15 protein-coding genes are annotated in these 18,431 nt (G+C 63.4%); 3 read left to right on the top strand and 12 right to left on the bottom strand.

All coding sequences use genetic code 11. The features are described 5' to 3' along the window. The first annotated feature begins 85 nt into the window (after positions 1-85). From Q0602_RS16360 to Q0602_RS16350, 3 genes are read left to right on the top strand one after another with little or no spacing between them, the layout of a single operon-like run. Positions 86-1,426, top strand: coding sequence for a paraquat-inducible protein A (locus Q0602_RS16360; RefSeq protein WP_298845638.1), 1,341 nt, complete (start codon positions 86-88; stop codon positions 1,424-1,426). Further along, on the top strand, positions 1,419-3,071 hold the full coding sequence (gene pqiB / locus Q0602_RS16355; RefSeq protein WP_298845560.1) for an intermembrane transport protein PqiB: 1,653 nt from the start codon (positions 1,419-1,421) through the stop codon (positions 3,069-3,071). The genes Q0602_RS16360 and pqiB overlap by 8 nt, the downstream gene beginning before the upstream one ends. Then, positions 3,068-3,694, top strand: coding sequence for a membrane integrity-associated transporter subunit PqiC (locus Q0602_RS16350; RefSeq protein ID WP_298845558.1), 627 nt, complete (start codon positions 3,068-3,070; stop codon positions 3,692-3,694). The genes pqiB and Q0602_RS16350 overlap by 4 nt, the downstream gene beginning before the upstream one ends. Positions 3,695-3,838: 144 nt before the next feature. On the opposite strand, the gene Q0602_RS16345 is transcribed toward Q0602_RS16350, so the two are convergent. From Q0602_RS16345 to cheA, 12 genes are all read right to left on the bottom strand, one after another. Further along, a complete protein-coding gene (locus Q0602_RS16345; protein ID WP_298845556.1) occupies positions 3,839-4,537 on the bottom strand; it encodes an RNA polymerase sigma factor FliA in 699 nt (232 codons plus the stop codon). Between the two features lie 130 nt (positions 4,538-4,667). Continuing rightward, positions 4,668-5,093, bottom strand: coding sequence for a flagellar protein FlhE (locus Q0602_RS16340; RefSeq protein ID WP_298845554.1), 426 nt, complete (start codon positions 5,091-5,093; stop codon positions 4,668-4,670). After that, entirely contained in the window at positions 5,090-7,174 is a 2,085-nt protein-coding gene (gene flhA / locus Q0602_RS16335; RefSeq protein WP_298845552.1) for a flagellar biosynthesis protein FlhA, read from the bottom strand. Before flhA ends, Q0602_RS16340 begins: the two co-directional genes overlap by 4 nt. After that, positions 7,171-8,334 (bottom strand): flagellar biosynthesis protein FlhB, encoded by a 1,164-nt coding sequence (gene flhB, locus Q0602_RS16330; RefSeq protein ID WP_295038307.1) that lies wholly within the window; start codon positions 8,332-8,334, stop codon positions 7,171-7,173. The genes flhA and flhB overlap by 4 nt, the downstream gene beginning before the upstream one ends. A 156-nt stretch (positions 8,335-8,490) precedes the next feature. Beyond that, positions 8,491-9,159: a protein phosphatase CheZ gene (gene cheZ, locus Q0602_RS16325; RefSeq protein ID WP_298845550.1), complete on the bottom strand. Its 669-nt coding sequence runs from the start codon at positions 9,157-9,159 to the stop codon at positions 8,491-8,493. Between the two features lie 19 nt (positions 9,160-9,178). Continuing rightward, the gene (cheY, locus tag Q0602_RS16320) at positions 9,179-9,568 is read right to left on the bottom strand and encodes a chemotaxis response regulator CheY (protein WP_110599394.1); all 390 of its coding nucleotides are present in this window, start codon (positions 9,566-9,568) and stop codon (positions 9,179-9,181) included. Between the two features lie 77 nt (positions 9,569-9,645). After that, positions 9,646-10,710 carry a chemotaxis response regulator protein-glutamate methylesterase gene (locus Q0602_RS16315; protein WP_298845547.1) on the bottom strand — a complete coding sequence of 355 codons (1,065 nt, stop codon included), beginning with the start codon at positions 10,708-10,710 and terminating at the stop codon, positions 9,646-9,648. Positions 10,711-10,712: 2 nt separating this feature from the next. After that, a complete protein-coding gene (locus tag Q0602_RS16310) occupies positions 10,713-11,618 on the bottom strand; it encodes a CheR family methyltransferase (RefSeq protein ID WP_295038317.1) in 906 nt (301 codons plus the stop codon). A 14-nt stretch (positions 11,619-11,632) separates the two neighbouring features. Beyond that, the gene (locus tag Q0602_RS16305; protein WP_298845545.1) at positions 11,633-13,804 is read right to left on the bottom strand and encodes a methyl-accepting chemotaxis protein; all 2,172 of its coding nucleotides are present in this window, start codon (positions 13,802-13,804) and stop codon (positions 11,633-11,635) included. A 128-nt stretch (positions 13,805-13,932) separates the two neighbouring features. Then, positions 13,933-15,567 (bottom strand): methyl-accepting chemotaxis protein, encoded by a 1,635-nt coding sequence (locus Q0602_RS16300; protein ID WP_298845543.1) that lies wholly within the window; start codon positions 15,565-15,567, stop codon positions 13,933-13,935. Positions 15,568-15,785: 218 nt separating this feature from the next. Then, positions 15,786-16,286, bottom strand: a complete 501-nt coding sequence (locus Q0602_RS16295; protein ID WP_295038296.1) for a chemotaxis protein CheW — start codon at positions 16,284-16,286, stop codon at positions 15,786-15,788. After that, entirely contained in the window at positions 16,283-18,412 is a 2,130-nt protein-coding gene (gene cheA, locus Q0602_RS16290) for a chemotaxis protein CheA (RefSeq protein ID WP_298845540.1), read from the bottom strand. The genes Q0602_RS16295 and cheA overlap by 4 nt, the downstream gene beginning before the upstream one ends. Positions 18,413-18,431: the final 19 nt, after the last annotated feature.

Raw genomic sequence — 18,431 nt, 5'->3', positions numbered from 1 at the left:
ATGCTCTCTTTACGCAGCGTGACGCTTTTTCCACTCAGTCTTCGCATCGGGTACGGCTTTGGCATCAGGCAAGGATGACACCGGCATCGACAAGGCGACCTTTCTGACGCCTCGGCGGACGCATCGTCGTCTGCGCGCCTGCCATGAATGCGATCTGCTGGTCGCGCTGCCGCCGCTGCATGCGGGCCAGCGAGCCAGCTGCCCGCGCTGTGGCCATACGCTCAGCCACCGCCACTTCCGCCCCGCCGAGCGCAGTCTGGCATTCGCCATCAGCGCCCTGATCGCACTGGCGGCAGCGCTCTATTTTCCGTTCATCAGTTTCGAGGCGCGCGGCGTCAGCAACGCCATTCAACTCACCGATACCTCGGCCAGCCTCGTCAGATTCCACGAGCCTTTCGTCGGCATGCTGGTACTGCTGACCGTGGTGGTGCTGCCCGCTGTCTACCTGCTCGCAGTCATCTGGCTGCATTTCGGCCTGCTGCAGCGGCGCCCACTGCCACGGAGTTACCGCATCGCCCGCGCGCTTTCCCACCTGGGGCCATGGATGATGGCGGACGTCTTCGTGATCGGCGCGCTCGTCAGCCTGATCAAGATCGCCGGCATGGCGTCCGTCGACCTGGGCCTGTCGTTCTGGGCGTTCTGCGTCTATGCCCTGCTGCTGCTGCTGACCACACGCTCCATCGATACGGACTGGATGTGGTTCTCGCTCGTGGGCGAGCCGCTGGCACCGGAGGGTTGTCGGCCGGGCCAGCCGGCCGCGGAACAGAAGCTCACCGGCTGCCCGACCTGCGGGCTGGTCAATCGCCTCGGCCATTTCGGGCGCGGGCGCTGCCAGCGCTGTGGCGAGCCGCTACGTTTCCGAAGCCCCCACAGCCTGCAGAAGACCTGGGCGCTGCTGATCGCGGCGACGCTGTGCTATATCCCCGCCAATCTCTACCCGATCATGACCACGACGTCGCTGGGCAACGAGACCCCTTCGACCATCATCGGCGGCGTGATGATCTTTCTCGGCCATGGCGACTGGCCCATCGCGTTGATCATCTTCACCGCCAGTGTCGTGGTACCGATCGGCAAGGTGTTCGCGCTCGCCTGGCTCTGCATCACGGTCCGGCGCAGCGGTGAATCCGAGTTCAAGCACAAGCGCCAGACGCTCTACCGGATCACCGAACTGATCGGCCGCTGGTCGATGATTGACGTGTTCGTGGTCGCCATTCTGGTGTCGCTGGTCCACGCCGGGTCGCTGCTGTCGATCACCCCGGGGCCGGCGGCACTCGCCTTTTCCGCCGTGGTCATCATCACCATGCTGGCGGCCATCAGCTTCGACCCACGCCTGATCTGGGACGCGCGCAACATGCAGCCCCACATGCCGGCTGCGCTCAAGCGCCAATCCCCCTATTCGCCTGTCAAGGAAGCCGACGATGCCTGATTCGATGCAACGCGCCAAACGAGTGTCGCAATCGCGGCTCTCGCCGATCTGGATAGTGCCCCTGCTGGCGGCGCTGATCGGCGCCTGGATGGTGTGGGACAACATTTCCAGCCGAGGCCCGTTGATCACGCTGAACATGGAGAACGCCGAGGGCATCGAGGCCGGCAAGACCTTGATCAAGACGCGCAACGTCGAGGTCGGACACGTCGAGGCGGTACGCCTCTCCGACGACCTGTCCCACACCGTGGTGACGGCCCGCATGTCCAACGACGCGGCGCGAATGCTCAATACCGAGACCCGCTTCTGGGTGGTCAAGCCCCGCATCGGGCGCGAAGGCATCAGCGGTCTGAATACCGTGCTCTCCGGCGCCTACATCCAGCTCGCGCCAGGCAAGAGCGATGAACCCCAGGACAGCTTCGACGTGCTCGAACAGCCACCTGTCGCGCCGCCCGATGCCCCTGGACTGAGGATCAACCTGGTGAGTCAGGTCGGCAATTCGCTCAGCGCCGGCGACCCGATCACTTACCAGGGCTATACCGTCGGTCGCGTGGAAAGTACCGATTTCGATCCAGAGAAACGGGAGATGCGCCACCGGATCTTCATCCAGGCCCCCTATGACAGCCTGGTGACCGATACCACGCGTTTCTGGAGCTCTTCCGGCATCGACGTGCAGCTGGATTCGGAGGGGGTCAACGTCAACCTCGACTCTTTCGAGACGCTGATCAGCGGGGGCGTGACCTTCGGCGTGCCCGAGGATATCGCCCGCGGCAATGCCGCCAAGCAGGACGCGACCTACACCCTCTACAACAATGAGGAGAGCGCCCGCGAAGGAACCTACGACCAGTACATCGAGTATGTCCTGCTGGTCGACGACACCGTTCGTGGACTCAGCCGGGGCGCGCCGGTGGAGTATCGCGGCGTACGCGTGGGCACGGTGGTCAGCGTTCCCTGGCACTTCACCGCCCCGCAGCCCGACACCCTGACCCAGTTCGCGATACCGGTACTGATTCGTATCGAACCGCAGCGGCTGGAGAGCAGCGAGAACATCAACGAGGATATCGACGATCAGGAAGTGCGGGATCGTTTCGTGACCATGTTCAAGGAGTATGGCCTGCGGGCAACGCTCAAGGCAGGCAACCTGCTGACCGGCGCCCTGTTCGTCGACCTCAACTTCAGCCAGGACGCCGAGCCCTACAAACCGATGGAATTCGACGGCAAGCCGGTGTTCCCGACCGTATCGGGTGGGTTCGCGCAGATCGAACAGAAGATCTCGAACCTGCTCGACAAGCTCAACGGTCTGCAGGTCGAGCCGATTCTCGACAGCCTGGACCAGACGATGCAGACCTCCCAGCAGACCCTGGAAGAGGTGCGCCAGATCGCCGAGTCGGTCAACGCCATCGTCTCCGACCCGGCGACACAGCAGCTACCGGGGAGCCTCAACGATACGCTCCAGGAGTTGCAGAACACGCTGAACGGCTTCTCTTCCGGCTCTTCCGGATATCGCCAGCTCAATGACACGCTCAAGCAGCTGGAAATCCTGATGCGCGATCTGCAGCCGGTCGCCAAGACCCTTCGCGAGCAGCCCAATGCGCTGATCTTCGATCGTGAAGTCCAAACCGACCCCGTGCCGAGGGCTCCCCAATGATGGCTTCATTCATGCTCCGCTGGCGCCAGTTCGGCGCCACGACCCTGTTGACGATCGCGACCGCGACGATGGCGGGTTGCGCCGCGCAATCCACCCCGGCCAACCGCTTCACCCTGCCGGAGGTCGAGAGTCCGCCGTCATCGGCGGTGTCGGTCTCTTCGCGGCAACTGGCCGTCAGCCCGGTCGAGGTGGCCAGTTATCTCGATCAGGAGGGTATCGTGATGCAGACCAGCGATATCGAGCTCAACGCCGCCAATCAGAACCTGTGGGCGGAAGAGCTGGGGCACCAGCTGACACGCCAGTTGCGCCAGTCGCTCTCCGCCGAGCTGCCGGGCACGACGGTGGTCAGCGCGGCGCAGGGAGGGGCTGGCGCGCAGCGGCTATCGCTGAGCGTCGACCAGTTTCAGGGGCGCTACGACGGTCGCGCCCTGGCCTCCGGGGAGTGGCAGCTCCATGACGATAACCGACTGGTGGTGCAACGACATTTCGAGGTGACGCGTCCCTTGGACGACGACGGCTACCCGGCGCTGGTGCGTGCGCTGGGTGCGGTATGGAAGGATGTGGCGCGGCAGGTGGCAGCCGAGGTTCGTGCGACGCCCGCCCAGACGCCGGCCGCCAACTGAAGGGGGCCAGCTAGAGGGACCCGTCCGGACACTGGTTGCGCCGGCCCGGGGACAGTCACCATGGCTGTCCCCGGGCCGACGACAGAGCTGGCAGCACGATGGGGTGACCAACGCGCCGCCTTCCGGTGACGCCACCGAACGCGGTCAGGGATTGAGCCGGCTTCTCAGGCGCGATACCGCCTGACTGTGCAGTTGGCAGACCCGGGACTCGCTGACGCCGAGCACGGCGCCGATCTCCTTCAGGTTGAGCTCCTCCTGATAGTAGAGCCCCAGCAGCAACTTCTCTCGCTCCGGCAGTGCATCGATCGCCGCCATGACGTTGGCCCGGTTATCCGCGTCCAGCAGCGCCTCGAGCGGCGATGGCGGCCCACCCTCGGAAACCGCCGTCACGCCGTTTTCGCTATCGCTCTCGTCGTACGCCAGCAGAAAGCCGTTGTTGGCGTCCGTCAGCAGTTGATGGTACTCGTCGCGGGAGATCCCCATCTCTTGGGCGATCTCGCGCTCCTCGGGGGCACGGCCGAGTTGCTGCTCCAGCCTCCGCACCGCCTGATCCAGGGCCCGGGCGCTGCGACGCACGCTCCGTGGCATCCAGTCACGACTGCGCAGTTCATCGATCATCGCGCCGCGGATTCGCTGATTGGCATAGGTCGAAAAGCTGGCGCCGTGGGAATCGTCGTAACGGCCCATGGCGTCCAGCAGGCCCAGCATCCCCGCCTGGATGAGGTCGTCGAGCTCCACGCTGGCGGGCAGGCGCACTTGAAGGGAGAGCGCGTGGCGTCTCACCATCGGCAAGTACTGCTCAATCAATGCGTGCTGATCGATTTTGCCTTGTGCGGTATACATCGAATGGCCTCGTGCAAAAACCCACGGTCACCGGAACGCATGACCCAATCACATCATTATGCCGCGCCCTCGGCGAGCCAAGACGGCAAACTGCCCGTCATCCGGAGGCTATTTCGGTTGTTTGTCGGCACTACTGACGATAGTCAATGATCAGTTGACCGCCGGAGATCGTCACCCTGTCGGCGCCATGGCCCGTGGCCGGCCACTGGAAGCGCAGCCGCAACGGCTCGGCGGCGGACCGTCCCGAAAAGTGCAGCGTCTCCCCCCGGCGCCGGGCGAGCGACAGACAGAAATCGTCCTGGCACAGCCAGGCCTTCAGTGCCGGCGCGGGCACGTCGGTGCGAAAGGTCCAGCGGACGCGAACGATCTCCGCCCCCGCGATGGATGCCGGCGGCTGGATCGCGATGCCGGCGAGAGGACGCTCCGACCTCACCACGGCCTGGCCCGGCAGCGGGGCGACCCAGGTTCCCTGGGCCGCCCAGGCCAACGCCACTGGCCATGCGACGATCGTGGTCAGCACGATTCGCCATGATGAGAGCGAGCGCCCCGGGCTCATGGCGGTGCGCCAATGGTCGTGGTGACCCGCAGGTTACGGTCATCCGGGATTTCCGCTTGCGAGAGCACCACCAGCGACTTGATCTGGCGGCGCAGGAAGCGTGACAACAGAGCGCGCAATCCATGCTGCACGACCAGCACGGTTGGTTCGTCGCGGCTCTGCTGCCGCTCCACCGCGGCGGCCGTCTGCTGCATCAGGGTATCGGCCAGCCCCGGCTCCAGAGCACCGCCATTGTTGAGCGCCTGGGTCAGCACCTGTTCCAGCCTGGGCTCGAGACTCATGACATGCATCGAGTCGCGCCCCGGGAACCACTGCTGGGTGATCGCCCGTCCCAGCGCGACGCGCACCAGGGCGGTCAGTTCGTTGGCATCCGACTGCTGGGGGGCGTATTCCGCCAGCACGTCGAGAATCGTGTGCATGTCCCGAATCGGCACGTCCTCGGCCAGCAGGTTCTGCAGAATGCGCTGGAGCGACGTCAGCGGCAGCAGCTTGGGTACCACGTCTTCGACCAGCGATTTCTGGTGTTCGGCGACCTTGTCCAGCAGTTGCTGTACCTCGGCCCGGCCCAGCATGTCGCCGGCGTTCTCGTGCAACAGATGATTGAGATGAGTCGCGATCACCGTGCTGGCGTCCACGACGGTATAGCCGTAGATCTGGGCTCGTTCCCGCTGCGCCGTCTCGATCCAGTAGGCCGTCAGCCCGAACGCCGGATCCTGGGTACGACTGCCCTCGATGGCACCGGACACCTGGCCGGGATCGATGGCCAGCCACTTGCCGGGAAATGCCTCCGCCCGTCCGACTTCCACCCCCTTGAGGGTGATCACGTAGGCATTGGGGTTGAGCTCCAGGTTGTCGCGGATGTGCACCACCGACGGCAGGAATCCGACGTCCTGCGCGAACTTCTTGCGCACGCTCTTGATTCGCCCCAGCAGTTCCCCCTTCTGGCGCTGGTCCACCAGCGGAATCAGGCGATGCCCCACCTCCAGCCCCAGGGTGTCGACCAGTTGCACGTCGTCCCAGCTCGCCTCGGGGGTCTCCTGCACCGCCGGCGGCGCGCTCTCCTCCACCTCGCGTACCGCCTGGACCTGCTCCCGCCGCAGGGTCCACCACCCCAATGCCGCCAGCACCACGGCAAACAGCAGGAACACGACGTTCGGCATGCCGGGGATCATGCCGAGCAGCCCCATCACGCCGGCCGCCAGAAACATCACTCGCGGGTTGTTGAACAGCTGGCTCAACAGCTGCTGGCCGACGTCCTGGTCGGTGTTGACGCGGGACACCGTGACACCCGCCGCGGTCGAGATCACCAGCGCCGGAATCTGGGCAACCAGTCCGTCGCCCACCGTCAGCAGGGTGTAGGTCTTTACCGCCTCGCCAAAGGGCAGGCCGTGCTGAGCGACGCCGATCATCAAGCCGCCGATCAGGTTGATGACCATGATCAACAGCCCCGCCATGGCATCGCCGCGGACGAACTTGCTCGCACCATCCATGGAACCGTAGAACTCCGATTCCTGATTGATCTCGGTGCGGCGCCTGCGCGCCTCTTCCTCGCCGATGAGACCGGCGTTGAGGTCGGCATCGATCGCCATCTGCTTGCCAGGCATGGAGTCCAGCGTGAAGCGAGCCCCGACTTCGGCGATACGCCCGGCGCCCTTGGTGATGACCATGAAATTGATGACGACGAGAATCAGGAACACCACCAGGCCGACGGCAAAGTTGCCTCCGATGAGAAACTCGCCGAAGGCCTCGATCACTTTGCCCGCGGCGTCACCGCCCTGGTGCCCTTCCATCAGGACCACGCGGGTCGAGGCCACGTTCAATGACAGCCGCAGCAGCGTCGAGAACAGCAGCACTGCCGGGAAAGCCGCAAAATCCAGCGGTTTCTCGGTGAACATGCTGACCAGCAACACCATGATCGACAGCGCGATATTGAAAGTGAAGAACAGGTCGAGCGCGAATGGCGGCAACGGCAAGATCATCATGCTCAATATCATGATGATCAGTACCGGGCCCGCGAGCACCCTGTACTGCGTTTCCGCCGGCCACTTGCGCTGACCGAACCACTGGCTGAGCGCGTTCATTCACTCTCCTTGGATGAATCCGGTGCCGCATCGTCGAGGGCGGGTGGCACGGGTAAGTCGCGGGGGGTCGCCGGGACCTCGCCGCCATCGCTTTCGACCTGCTTGAGGCGAAATGCCCAGGCCAGGACCTCGGCCACCGCAGTATAGAGATCGCCCGGGATTTCCTGGTCGAGGTCGACGTGGTGATACAGCGCGCGGGCCAGGGGTGGGGCCTCCAGCCGCGGCACGCGATTCTCGTCGCCGAGTTCCCGAATTCTGGCAGCCACCTGATCGGCGCCCTTGGCGATGACGACGGGAGCGGACATCGCGTCCTGCTGGTAGCTCAGTGCGACCGCGTAATGGGTCGGGTTGGTCACGATCACGTCAGCCGTCGGCACCTTGCTCATCATCCGCCTTCTCGCCATGGCCTGCTGCTGCGAGCGGATGCGCCCCTTGACGTGCGGGTCCCCCTCCGTCTCCTTGTGCTCCTGTCGAATGTCCTCGCGGCTCATTCGCAATTTCTTGTTATGGCTCCATATCTGATAGGGGACGTCAATCAGGATGACCAGCAACAGGGAGGTCACGATCAGCGCGCACCCCACCGCCGCCATTCTCATGGCCGTCGCCAGCGCCTGCTGAATCGGCAGTTCCATGAGGCCGAGCAGCGTATCGCGCTGCCCCCACAGATAGGCCACGCCGACACCGCCGACCAGGGCCGACTTGGCAATGGCCTTGGCCAGCTCCGCCAGCGCCTGGGTCGAAAACATTCTCTTCAGGCCCTTGAGCGGGTTCAGCTTGCTCAACTGGGGCTTGAGCGATTTCGCCGACAGCAACCAGCCGCCCAGCATCGTCGGGCCCAGGATCGCGGCCACCGTGAACAGCAGGAAAAGCGGCAGCAGAGCGATCAGGGTATGTTCCCCCAACGACCAGACATGACTCAGCATGCGGGCGGTGTCGAACGCCAGCCCGTGGTCGAAGAGAAAGGCCTGCTCCATGACGATGCCCAGTTCGTCATAGAGGTTGTTGCCCATGACCCAGAGCCCGAGCACGCCGCAAACCAGCAACAGGAACGTCGCCAGCTCGCGCGAGCGCGCCACCTGCCCCTCCTCGCGCGCTTTCTCGATTCGCCTGGGAGTCGCCGGTTCGGTCTTTTCCTGATCGCTGTCGTTCTGTTCGGCCAAGCGTGCACTCCGCCCGGATCGGGGATGAAGGAATGGACGCTATTCTGCTCGGAGAGAAGTCAGTTCAAAGGGCGAAATAGCAGGGCGAACGCCCTGCTATTCTGGGGGGAGAACATTCGGGAAGGATGAAACTCGCGGTGATGCCCGTCGCCGGCCTCAGAATCCGAGGCTGTCCAGCAGGTCGTCCACCTGGTCCTGGCTGCTGACCACATCGACGGCCTGCGGATTGACCTGCGGCCCGTTCAGCAGCGAACTGGGCTGTGAAGCTGACAGCGCAGCCTGTTCACGGCGTTCGGATCCCTCGGGCGCGTTGTCGATCAGCACCTGGAGCAACTGCTGCTCGATCTCGTGGATCACCTCCATCATTCTCTTGATGACCTGCCCGGTGAGATCCTGGAAATCCTGCGCCATCATGATCTCGAGCAACTGCGCATTGGTGGCACTGGTACGCTCCGGCACGCCCTGCAGATAAGAGCGCGTGTCCTTCACCAGCGCCTTGGCTTCGTCCAAGGCCTTGGGCTCGGCAAACCAGGCGTCCCAGCGCTTGTCGAGGGCGACCGCCTCGCTCTCGAGCGCATTCTGGAGAGGCTGTGCATGATCGATGGCGTTGAGTGCGCGCTCCGCGGCCTGCTCGGTCATCGAGGCGACATAGCTGAGCCGGTCGCGAGCGTCGGGAATGGCCTGGGCCGCTTTCTCCACTTCCTTGTCGAGGCCCAGCTCTCGCATGTTTTCACGCAGCATGCGGGTCAGGTGACCAATTCGGTGGATCAGGTCGTCGGGCGCTACGCTCTCGGCAACTCTGGCTTGAGGATTGGCACTACTCATGGTCTCCCCTCCCGAGGCGTCATTTGCCCAGCTTTTCGAAAATTTTGTTGAGCTTTTCTTCGAGCGTCGCGGCGGTGAACGGTTTCACGACATAACCGTTGGCGCCCGCCTGGGCTGCCGCGATGATGTTCTCTTTCTTGGCCTCGGCCGTCACCATCAACACCGGCAACGATGATAGCTTCGGATCCTGGCGAATCTCCTTGAGCATCTCCAGGCCGTCGAGATTGGGCATGTTCCAGTCGGAAACGACGAACTCGAAACCGCCGGCCCGCAGCTTGGTCAGCGCTTCCTGACCATCCTCGGCCTCATCCACGTTCTCGAACCCGAGTTCCTTGAGCAGACTGCGGACGATCCGACGCATGGTCGGGAAATCGTCCACTACCAGAATGCTCATGTTCTTGTCAGCCATCGTCTGTCCTCATCGAATCGTTTGGCGGGCCTGCCGGGATTTATCGGCAGCAGGCCCGCTCGCTTTATAGGCGCCCGTCAGACGCGCTGCGCGCGCCCCGCCACGTGCATCTGCTGGACCAGGTGGCCCGCGATGTCCGGCAGCCCGATGGTCTCGGTCGCGCCGCCCAGCGCAATGGCCTCCTTGGGCATACCGAACACCACGCAGCTCGCCTCGTCCTGCGCCACCGTGTGAGCACCGGCCTCGCGCATTTTCAGCAGGCCCGCCGCCCCGTCGCGCCCCATCCCCGTGAGAATGACGCCCAGCGCGTTCCGACCGGCGCAGTCGGCCGCGGACTGGAACAGCACATCGACCGACGGGCGGTGCCGGTTGACGGGAGGACCATCGTCGAGCGCGATCACGTAGTTGGCTCCTGAACGGCTCAGGCGCATGTGCCAGTCGCCCGGGGCGATGTAGACATGCCCCGGCAGCACCCGCTCGCCGGCTTCGGCTTCCTTGACGGTCACACGGCAGAGGCGATCGAGCCTTTCAGCGAAAGAGCGGGTGAAACCGCCCGGCATGTGCTGGGTGATCAGCACTGCCGGGCTGTTGGCCGGCAACGGCTCGATGACCTGGCGAATCGCCTCGGTCCCACCGGTCGACGCGCCGATGATGATGATCTTCTCGCTGGAGAGCATCGGTGCCTTCAAGACTTCCCGGGGCGCACCAGACTCCACCATTCGCCCCTGTTGCCGCGGACGCGCCTGGGCGGCCGCCCGAATCTTGTCGGCGATCATCCCTGCGTATTCCAGCATGCCCTCGCGGATGCCGACTTCCGGTTTGGCGACGAAATCGACCGCCCCGAGTTCCAGCGCCTTGAGGGTGATCTCGGAACCGCGCTTGGTAAGGGAGGAGACCATCAGTACCGGCATCGGCCGCAGCCGCATCAGCCGCTCGAGGAAGTCCAGTCCGTCCATGCGCGGCATCTCGACGTCCAGCGTCAATACGTCGGGGTTGTGCTGCTTGATCAGATCGCGTGCGACGAGCGGATCGGGCGCCGTGGCGACCACGGTCATGTCAGGCTGGGAATCGATGATCTTGGTCATCAGATCCCGTATGAGCGCCGAATCGTCGACGCATAGCACCTTGATTATCGGTTTCACCGTCACTCCTTAGCGCGAGGCATCCCCGGCATTGCTCGCGATGATGGCGATGCCAACGTGTAAACGGTCTGACCCCTCAAACGGAAAGCCTGGCTCAGAAAGGAGAAGTTCTCCGAATGACCCGCAAACAGCAGCCCATCCGGTTTCAACTGGCCCGCGAAGCGACGCAGGATCTCGGTCTGGGTCTCCTTGTCGAAATAGATCATGACATTGCGGCAGAAGATGATGTCGAACGGGCCACTGATCGACCAGGCACCGGTAACCAGATTGAGCGATCTGAAGTCGATCATCGCCGCCAGTTCGGGACGCACCCTGGCCTTGCCGGCACGCGCTCCACTGCCGCGCTGGAAGAACTGACGACAGCGGGCCTCACCGAGCTTCTCCACCGTTTCCAGCGGATACACCCCGGCCCGCGCCGTGTTCAACGCTTCGGTGTCGATATCGGTCGCCAGGATCTTCACCTGGGAGGCAGCGGCGCCCAGCGTCTCTTTTACCGTCATCGCCAGCGAGTAGGGTTCCTCTCCGGTCGACGCGCCGGCACACCAGATCTTGATCCCGGGGCCGCGACGACGCACTTCTTCGGCCAGCGCCGGGAAATGGTGCGCCTCCCGGAAGAAGGCGGTCAGGTTCGTGGTCAGGGCATTGGTGAACGCCTCCCACTCCTCGGAATCCGAACGAGCCTCGAGCCTGTCGAGATAGTCACCAAAGCGGGTCATGCCATGCAGCCGCAGACGCTTTGCCAATCGGCTGTAGACCATTTCACGCTTGTTATCGGCCATGACGATACCGGCACGGCGGTAGATCAGATCCCGGACCCGCTCGAAGTCACGCGGGGAAAAATCGAGATCCCGGGTGAAACGCACGGCACCGTCACCATTACTGTCGCCCATACCGTGGGCCGAGAACATGACCGACTCGGTTTTCAAAATGCCTCCCACTCCTCGTTGTCATCCGTCACGACACGGCGACCGCCGGCCGGCAGCCTGGCGGTTGCCTCGGTGGGCCGCGCCAGCCGCTGTGTCTCGTGGTGCTTGCCGGATTCGGGGTTGCCGGACGGCGTCAGACGCTCCTCGCCACTGCCCGCCAGACGAAAGACCGCGATCGAGTGGGTCAGGTGCTCGACACTCGCACGCAGCTCTGCTGCGGAGGATGCGGTCGTTTGCACCCGCTCGGCGTTCTGCTGGGTCACTTCGTCCATCTGGGCGACGGCCTGACTGATCTGCTCGATGCCGCTGGTCTGCTCTTCCGAAGCCGCGGAAATCTCGCTGATGATGTCGTTGACGCGGGTCACGGCGTTGACGACTTCATCGATCGATCCCTCGGCCTGACGCACCAGATCCGCGCCGTGCCCCACCTCCTGGGTGGAGCTGTCGATGAGGTTCCGGATCTCTTTCGCGGCATCGGCACTACGGCTGGCCAGGTTTCGTACTTCGCCGGCCACGACCGCAAACCCTCTGCCCTGCTCGCCCGCCCTGGCCGCCTCGACCGACGCGTTCAAGGCCAGAATATTGGTCTGGAAGGCGATCGAGTCGATCACGCCAACGATATCGGCGACCTTGCGCGAGCTGTCTGTGATCCGCCCCATGGTCCCGACGACCTCGCCCATGACCTGGCCGCTCCGGCGTACGGTATCGGTCGCGCCATTGGCGAGTTGGCTGGCCTGACGAGCATTGTCGGCGTTCTGTTTCACGGTCGCCGTCATCTGTTCCATGCTCGAGGCGGTCTCCGCCAGCGACGCCGCCTGCTGCTCGGTGCGCGAGGAGAGATCTTCGTTGCCACTGGCGATGTCGCGGGTCGCCGGCGCCACCACGGCGACGTTCGAATTGACGTCGCCGACGATCGTCCCAAGGCTCTGGCGCATGCTGTTGAGCGCGCCGATCAGACGCCCGATTTCATCGTTGCTGCGTTGCCGCAGCGTCGCGCCCAGATTGCCCGAGGCGATCTGCAGTGCGAAATCCAGCGCTTCGCGAACCGGCTTTAGCGTCGCTCGAATCGTCGTCATGCCCACGATGAGCAACAGGGTGGCCCCTGCCGCCAGCAGCGAGAGCAGGATGATCATCGTGGTGCGCTGGGATTTGGCGGCGCTGACGGCCATGGCCGCGCCACTCTGACGCTTCGCCTCGACCAGGACGTTGAGGTCGCTGCTGATCTTGTCGCTGTTGGCCTGCAGCACATCGTTGTAGGCCACGTAGGACTGGTAGAAGTCACCACCGTTGAGCGCCTCCATGACTCCCTTCAGCCCGTTGTCCCGATAACTCTCGAGATCGGCGGCAAAGGTTTCCGCCGCTTCGGCCTGATTGACCGGCCGGTTCTGATAATAGGCGTCCCAGGTGGCGTTCAATTCGCTGATGAGCGCATCGACTTGATCGTTGATCGGCGCCAGATCGGCCGCCATCGGGTTACTGACCGGCTTGGAGACGAGGTCGCGGCCTTTCGACATCAACTGATCGATCTTCTGCAGCCGGGCCAGGTCCTCGAGGCCATCGGTGGTCAGTCGTTGCAGACGTTGCCCGTCTTCATGCAGCGCATAGATCGAGACACCGCCACTGACGGCCAGCACGACCAGAGCCAGCACCATCATCGAGATCAGCCGCCCTTTCAGCGAGCGCAGGCTGAGCCGACGAAGCGCGGGAACGAATCCCCGCGGCTTCAGTTCGCCACGGTCGAGCCGAACGCCTCGCTTGCGCCCGGCCAGCAGTTGCGGGTAGTGCTTTTCCGCCAGTTGACGCGGCTTGTCCGCAACCCGGGTGCGCACGGAGGTGTAACCGGCGACCTTGCCATCTTCGATGATGGGCGTGACCGTGGACTGAACCCAGTAATGAGATCCATCCTTGCGGCGGTTCTTGATCACCCCGGACCAGTTTTCACCCCGCTCGAGGGTCTTCCATAGGTCAGCGAACGCCGCAGAAGGCATATCGGGATGACGAACGATGTTATGGGGCGCGCCGATCAGTTCTTCCCGGCTGAAACCGCTGACCCTGACAAACGCCGGATTGGCGTAGGTGATCCTGCCTTTCAGATCGGTTCGCGAGATCAGGTAATCCGAGTCGCTGACCACGAACTCATGGTCGGTCACAGGCTGATTGTTTCGCATCGCAGCATCCCTGGTGTTGTTATGCCCACTTGCGATCTGCCGGCGGGCATGGGGCAGACCAAACGTGATCGTTGCGGATTGTTATCGGCCGATCGATCACACTCTTGAGCCTTCCGCGGCAATCCCGCCTATGCGAGTTGCTCCACGGCATGGCGCTCCCGCTCGGCGTTCGGCCGCCATTGAGTCAAGCCTGAAGGGTCCTGGGCATCGGTTGGCGCGACGCGATAGTGCTCCAGCGTCGCCTCGAGCTTGCGAGCCTGTCCCACCAGCGACTGGGAGGCGTTGGCGGTCTGTTGCACCAGGGCGGCGTTCTGGCTGGTGACCTGGTCGAGTTCGGTGATCGCCTGGTTGACCTGCTCGATGCCGCTGCGCTGCTCGCGGGAAGCGTTGGCGATCTCCTCCATCAGGCCACTGACGCTGGCCACGGAAGAGACAATCTCCTCCATGGCTCGGCCCGCCTGCTCGATCAGGGTGGCACCGCTGTTGACTTGCTCCCCCGAGCCGGTGATCAGTGTGCGAATCTCTCTGGACGCCTCGGCGCTGCGGCTGGCCAGATTGCGGACTTCCTCGGCGACGACGGCGAACCCTCGTCCGGCAGAGCCGGCGCGTGCGGCCTCGACGGAGGCGTTCAAGGCGAGAATGTTGGTCTGGAAGGCGATGTTGTCGATCATGTCGACGATCTCCGCCATCTGCCGCGAACCCTCCTGGATCTTCGACATCGTGGTCTCGATGTCGCGCATCATCTCGCCGCCCTGCTGGGCTCGCTCACGGGTCTGCGTCGCGGCGCGGGTGGCCGTGTCGGCGTTGTCCGCATTGTGACGAACGGTCTGGGTCAGCTGCTCCATGCTGGAGGCCGTCTCCACGATGGCGGCGGACTGCTGGTCGGTTCGTACAGCGAGATCCTGGTTGCCACTGGCGATCTGGCCGGCACCGACATTGACCCACTCGGCGCTGGTTCGGATATCGGAGAAGGTCTTCGACAACCGCTGGCGCATGCTCTCTATCGCAAAAAGCAGGCTGTCGGTATCTCTGGCCTTGAGCACCAGCGCCTGGGAGAAATCACCCTCGGCGATTTTCTGGATGCTGTTGCGCGCGTGCCCCGGATCTCCACCCAGGCGCCCCAGCACGTTGCGTATGACCCAGGCCACGATCAGCGACAGCAAGCCGCCAATGGCTGCGATCAGCGCCAGATAGACCGAGGCGCCATCGATCAGCGTGGCGTCGATGTCATCGACGTAGACCCCGGTGGCGATCTGCCAGTCCCACTGTGGTACGCGCATCACGTAGCTGAGCTTGTCGTACATGTCATCGCCATCGCTGCGACGCGAGACGTAAGGCACCAGACCGCCGTCGGGCTGTTGTGCGGCCGCGAACATCTCACGATAGAGATAGACGCCGTTGGGATCCTGGTAGTCCCGCATGCTGTCACCCACCGCACGTCGCGGGTGCTCGACGATCTCGAGGTTGGAATCGAAGACGAATATGTAGCCGTCGGCGCCGAACCCAAGATGGGAGAGCGCGTTACGCGCCTGCTGCTTGGCATCCGCCTCGCTCAACTCGCCGCTTTCCGCCTGGCTGACGTAGCTGTCGACCAGCTGCTTGGCGCTGCCGATGAAGTACTGCAGGCTCTGGATACGCTGTTCCAGCAGGTTCTCCCGCATGGAGTAAAGCGACCATCCCGCCACCATGACCAAGCCGATCCACATCAATCCCAACGTCGCCCACAATTTGCGACGCATCGTCCACTCACGAAAATTCAGCATGACATCTTTACCCGGGTTGCTCGAAAGGTTGCTTGATGGTCGCCACGCTCGCTCCCCACGAAACCGGTCTTTCGAAGCGCGACAGCTTCCTTATCGGCCTGACACTGGATCACCTTTATCTTTATTAGACCAAAGTCTCGAAATTGGACCGATTCCTGCCGACCATAAAGAAACCGCAGCCGAGGCTGCGGTCTTCGGGGACTTCCCGTGCCCGACGATCAGGCGCTTTCGGCCGTCCGCTCCACCAGTTGCATCTCCTCATGGGTCAGCAGCTTCTCGATATCGACCAGTACCAGCATTCGATCCTCGAGGCTGCCGATACCACTCAGGTAATCCGAGGAGAGCGTGACACCGAACTCCGGCGCCGGCTTGATCTGGTCCGGGGCCAGGCTCATCACGTCGGAGACGCCATCGACGACGATACCGACGATGCGATCATCGACGTTGACCACGATCACAACCGTCTGTCCGCCATACTCGATCTTGTCGAGGTGGAACTTCAGCCGCAGATCGATGATCGGGACGATGACCCCGCGAAGGTTGGTGACGCCCTTGATGAAATCGGGCACGTTGGCAATGCGGGTGACGTTTTCGTAACCGCGGATTTCCTGCACCTTGAGGATATCGACGGCGTACTCCTCGTCGCCCAGGGAGAAGACCAGATATTCACTGCTCGCCGCGTCAGTGGCGGGAGCGTTCGTGTTCGCTTGTGCGCTCATGCTAGCGATACCTCTTGCAGGTGTTGGTGTTTCGCCTCGTGACGCTGCTGCGACTTGCGTCGATCGAGACGATGTAGATCGGCAATATCGAGAATCAGAGCCACGCTGCCATCACCTAGGATGGTGGCGGCGGAGATGCCCGGCACTTTGCGATAGTTGGTTTCCAGATTCTTGACCACGACCTGTTGCTGGCCGACCAGGTCGTCCACCAGCAGGGCATAGCGACGCCCCTCGCCCTGTACGATGACCGCGATGGCCTCGGTCAACTCGGTCTTGGCGTCGGTCACGTCCAAGGCGTGATGCAAGGCGATGATGGGAAGATACTCGTCGCGTACCTTGAGCAGTTGGTCGTCGCCCGCCATCGAATAGATGTCATCGGATTGCGGCTGCAGGGATTCAAGCACGGCGTTCAACGGCAACAGGAACGTCTCGCTACCGCATCGAATGGACATGCCGTCCAGAATCGCGAGCGTCAGCGGCAATACGATCCGGGTCGTCGTTCCCTGGCCGGGCTTGCTCAGGATCTCGACGTGTCCGCCCATCTCCTGGATATTGCGCTTGACGACATCCATGCCGACACCCCGACCGGAGACGTCGCTGACCTGCTCGGCGGTGGAGAAACCCGGCGCGAAGATCAGTTGCCAGACATCGTCGTCGCTCATGGAATCGGTAACGGCAAGCCCGTTGGACCTCGCCTTGGCCAGGATTCTCTCGCGGTTGAGACCTGCACCATCGTCGATCACCTCGATCAGGATGTTGCCACCCTGATGCTGGGCCGACAGGGTCAGGCGCCCGGTCGGCGACTTGCCGGTCGCTTCACGCTTGTCCGGAGACTCCAGGCCGTGGTCCAGGCTGTTCCTCACCAGGTGGGTCAAGGGGTCGATGATGCGTTCGATCAGGCTCTTGTCGAGTTCGGTGGACTTGCCCTCGGTCACCAGTTCGACATCCTTGCCCAGCTTGGCCGCGAGGTCTCGCACGAGGCGAGGAAACCGGCTGAAGACGTAATCCATGGGCATCATGCGAATCGACATCACCGACTCCTGCAGATCGCGGGCGTTGCGCTGCAGGAGATTCATGCCATTGACCAGCGGCCCGTGGGACACGATATCCAGGTCGCTGGCCGTCTGCTCCAGCATCGACTGGGTGATGATCAGCTCGCCGACCAGATTGATGATCTGGTCCACCTTGTCGACCGGCACTCGAATGGTGCTGGATTCGCTACCCTTGGCATTTTTTCCGCTGGACTTGCCGGATGAGCGCGGCGACGCGGCGCCACTCTTCGGTCCATCCTTGTTCGCCTCGGGGGAGGCCTCGACCGCCAGGGAAGCCTTTTCTTCCACCGCAGTCACCGCGGGAATCGTCGGCACCGCGGGAGGCGCAGCGGGGCCGTCGCCCGCCGCCGTGGCTTCCACCTCGATCGACAACTGCTCCGGCTCGATGATGAAACAGAGAACGGCCTCGATATCGTCCTGGGATTCGCTGCTATCGAGCAGAACCCGATACCGGGCGACATCACCGGACTGCGAATTGATCGTCCCGAAGTGCTGTAGTTCCTCGACCAGCAGTTCCCGATCCTTGTCGCTGACGCCGGTCAGCGTGATCGCCAACCGCCGCGGGGCGGACGCCCCCTCCTCGTCACGCTCGGCCCCGGCCCCGGCCCCGGCCTGGGCCGAATCGCCGGTCTCCGGCGCAGGTGCCGGCTCCGGTTTGGTCGTCGTCTTTACCGCCTCGCCCTGCCCCAACTCATCGAGCGCCATCTGCTGCAATACGCGGGAGATGCGCTCGAACGCCTCCGCATCGGGCTCGCCACCATTGCGATAGGCGTCCAGTTGGTCATGCAACATATCTTTGGTTTCCAGAAACGTGTCGACGATATCGCGCCGCAGTTTGAGTTCGCCACGCCGGGTATGATCCAGCAGATTCTCCAGCAGGTGGGTCGTCTCCTGCAGGACGGTAAAGCCGAAGGTACCCGCCCCTCCCTTGATGGAGTGGGCGGCGCGGAAGATCGCGTTGAGATCTTCGCCGTCCGGATCGTCGACATCGAGATCCAGCAGCAGGCGTTCCATATCCGCCAGCAGCTCTTCGGCTTCTTCAAAGAACGTGTCGTAAAAATCAGAAATGTCCATGAGCACCTGCCATAGAAGC

Source organism: uncultured Salinicola sp. (assembly GCF_937921195.1).
Lineage (GTDB): Bacteria > Pseudomonadota > Gammaproteobacteria > Pseudomonadales > Halomonadaceae > Salinicola.
This window is presented reverse-complemented; position numbering and strand designations above follow the sequence as displayed.

Bases quoted from the DNA above. Each gene is read 5' to 3' on its own strand.
- pqiB (WP_298845560.1), top strand. From the start codon at position 1,419: ATGCCTGATTCGATGCAACGCGCCAAACGAGTGTCGCAATCGCGGCTC.
- Q0602_RS16350 (WP_298845558.1), top strand. From the start codon at position 3,068: ATGATGGCTTCATTCATGCTCCGCTGGCGCCAGTTCGGCGCCACGACC.
- Q0602_RS16345 (WP_298845556.1), bottom strand. From the start codon at position 4,537: ATGTATACCGCACAAGGCAAAATCGATCAGCACGCATTGATTGAGCAG.
- Q0602_RS16340 (WP_298845554.1), bottom strand. From the start codon at position 5,093: ATGAGCCCGGGGCGCTCGCTCTCATCATGGCGAATCGTGCTGACCACG.
- flhA (WP_298845552.1), bottom strand. From the start codon at position 7,174: ATGAACGCGCTCAGCCAGTGGTTCGGTCAGCGCAAGTGGCCGGCGGAA.
- cheZ (WP_298845550.1), bottom strand. From the start codon at position 9,159: ATGAGTAGTGCCAATCCTCAAGCCAGAGTTGCCGAGAGCGTAGCGCCC.
- cheY (WP_110599394.1), bottom strand. From the start codon at position 9,568: ATGGCTGACAAGAACATGAGCATTCTGGTAGTGGACGATTTCCCGACC.
- Q0602_RS16310 (WP_295038317.1), bottom strand. From the start codon at position 11,618: ATGTTCTCGGCCCACGGTATGGGCGACAGTAATGGTGACGGTGCCGTG.
- Q0602_RS16305 (WP_298845545.1), bottom strand. From the start codon at position 13,804: ATGCGAAACAATCAGCCTGTGACCGACCATGAGTTCGTGGTCAGCGAC.
- Q0602_RS16300 (WP_298845543.1), bottom strand. From the start codon at position 15,567: ATGCTGAATTTTCGTGAGTGGACGATGCGTCGCAAATTGTGGGCGACG.
- Q0602_RS16295 (WP_295038296.1), bottom strand. From the start codon at position 16,286: ATGAGCGCACAAGCGAACACGAACGCTCCCGCCACTGACGCGGCGAGC.
- cheA (WP_298845540.1), bottom strand. From the start codon at position 18,412: ATGGACATTTCTGATTTTTACGACACGTTCTTTGAAGAAGCCGAAGAG.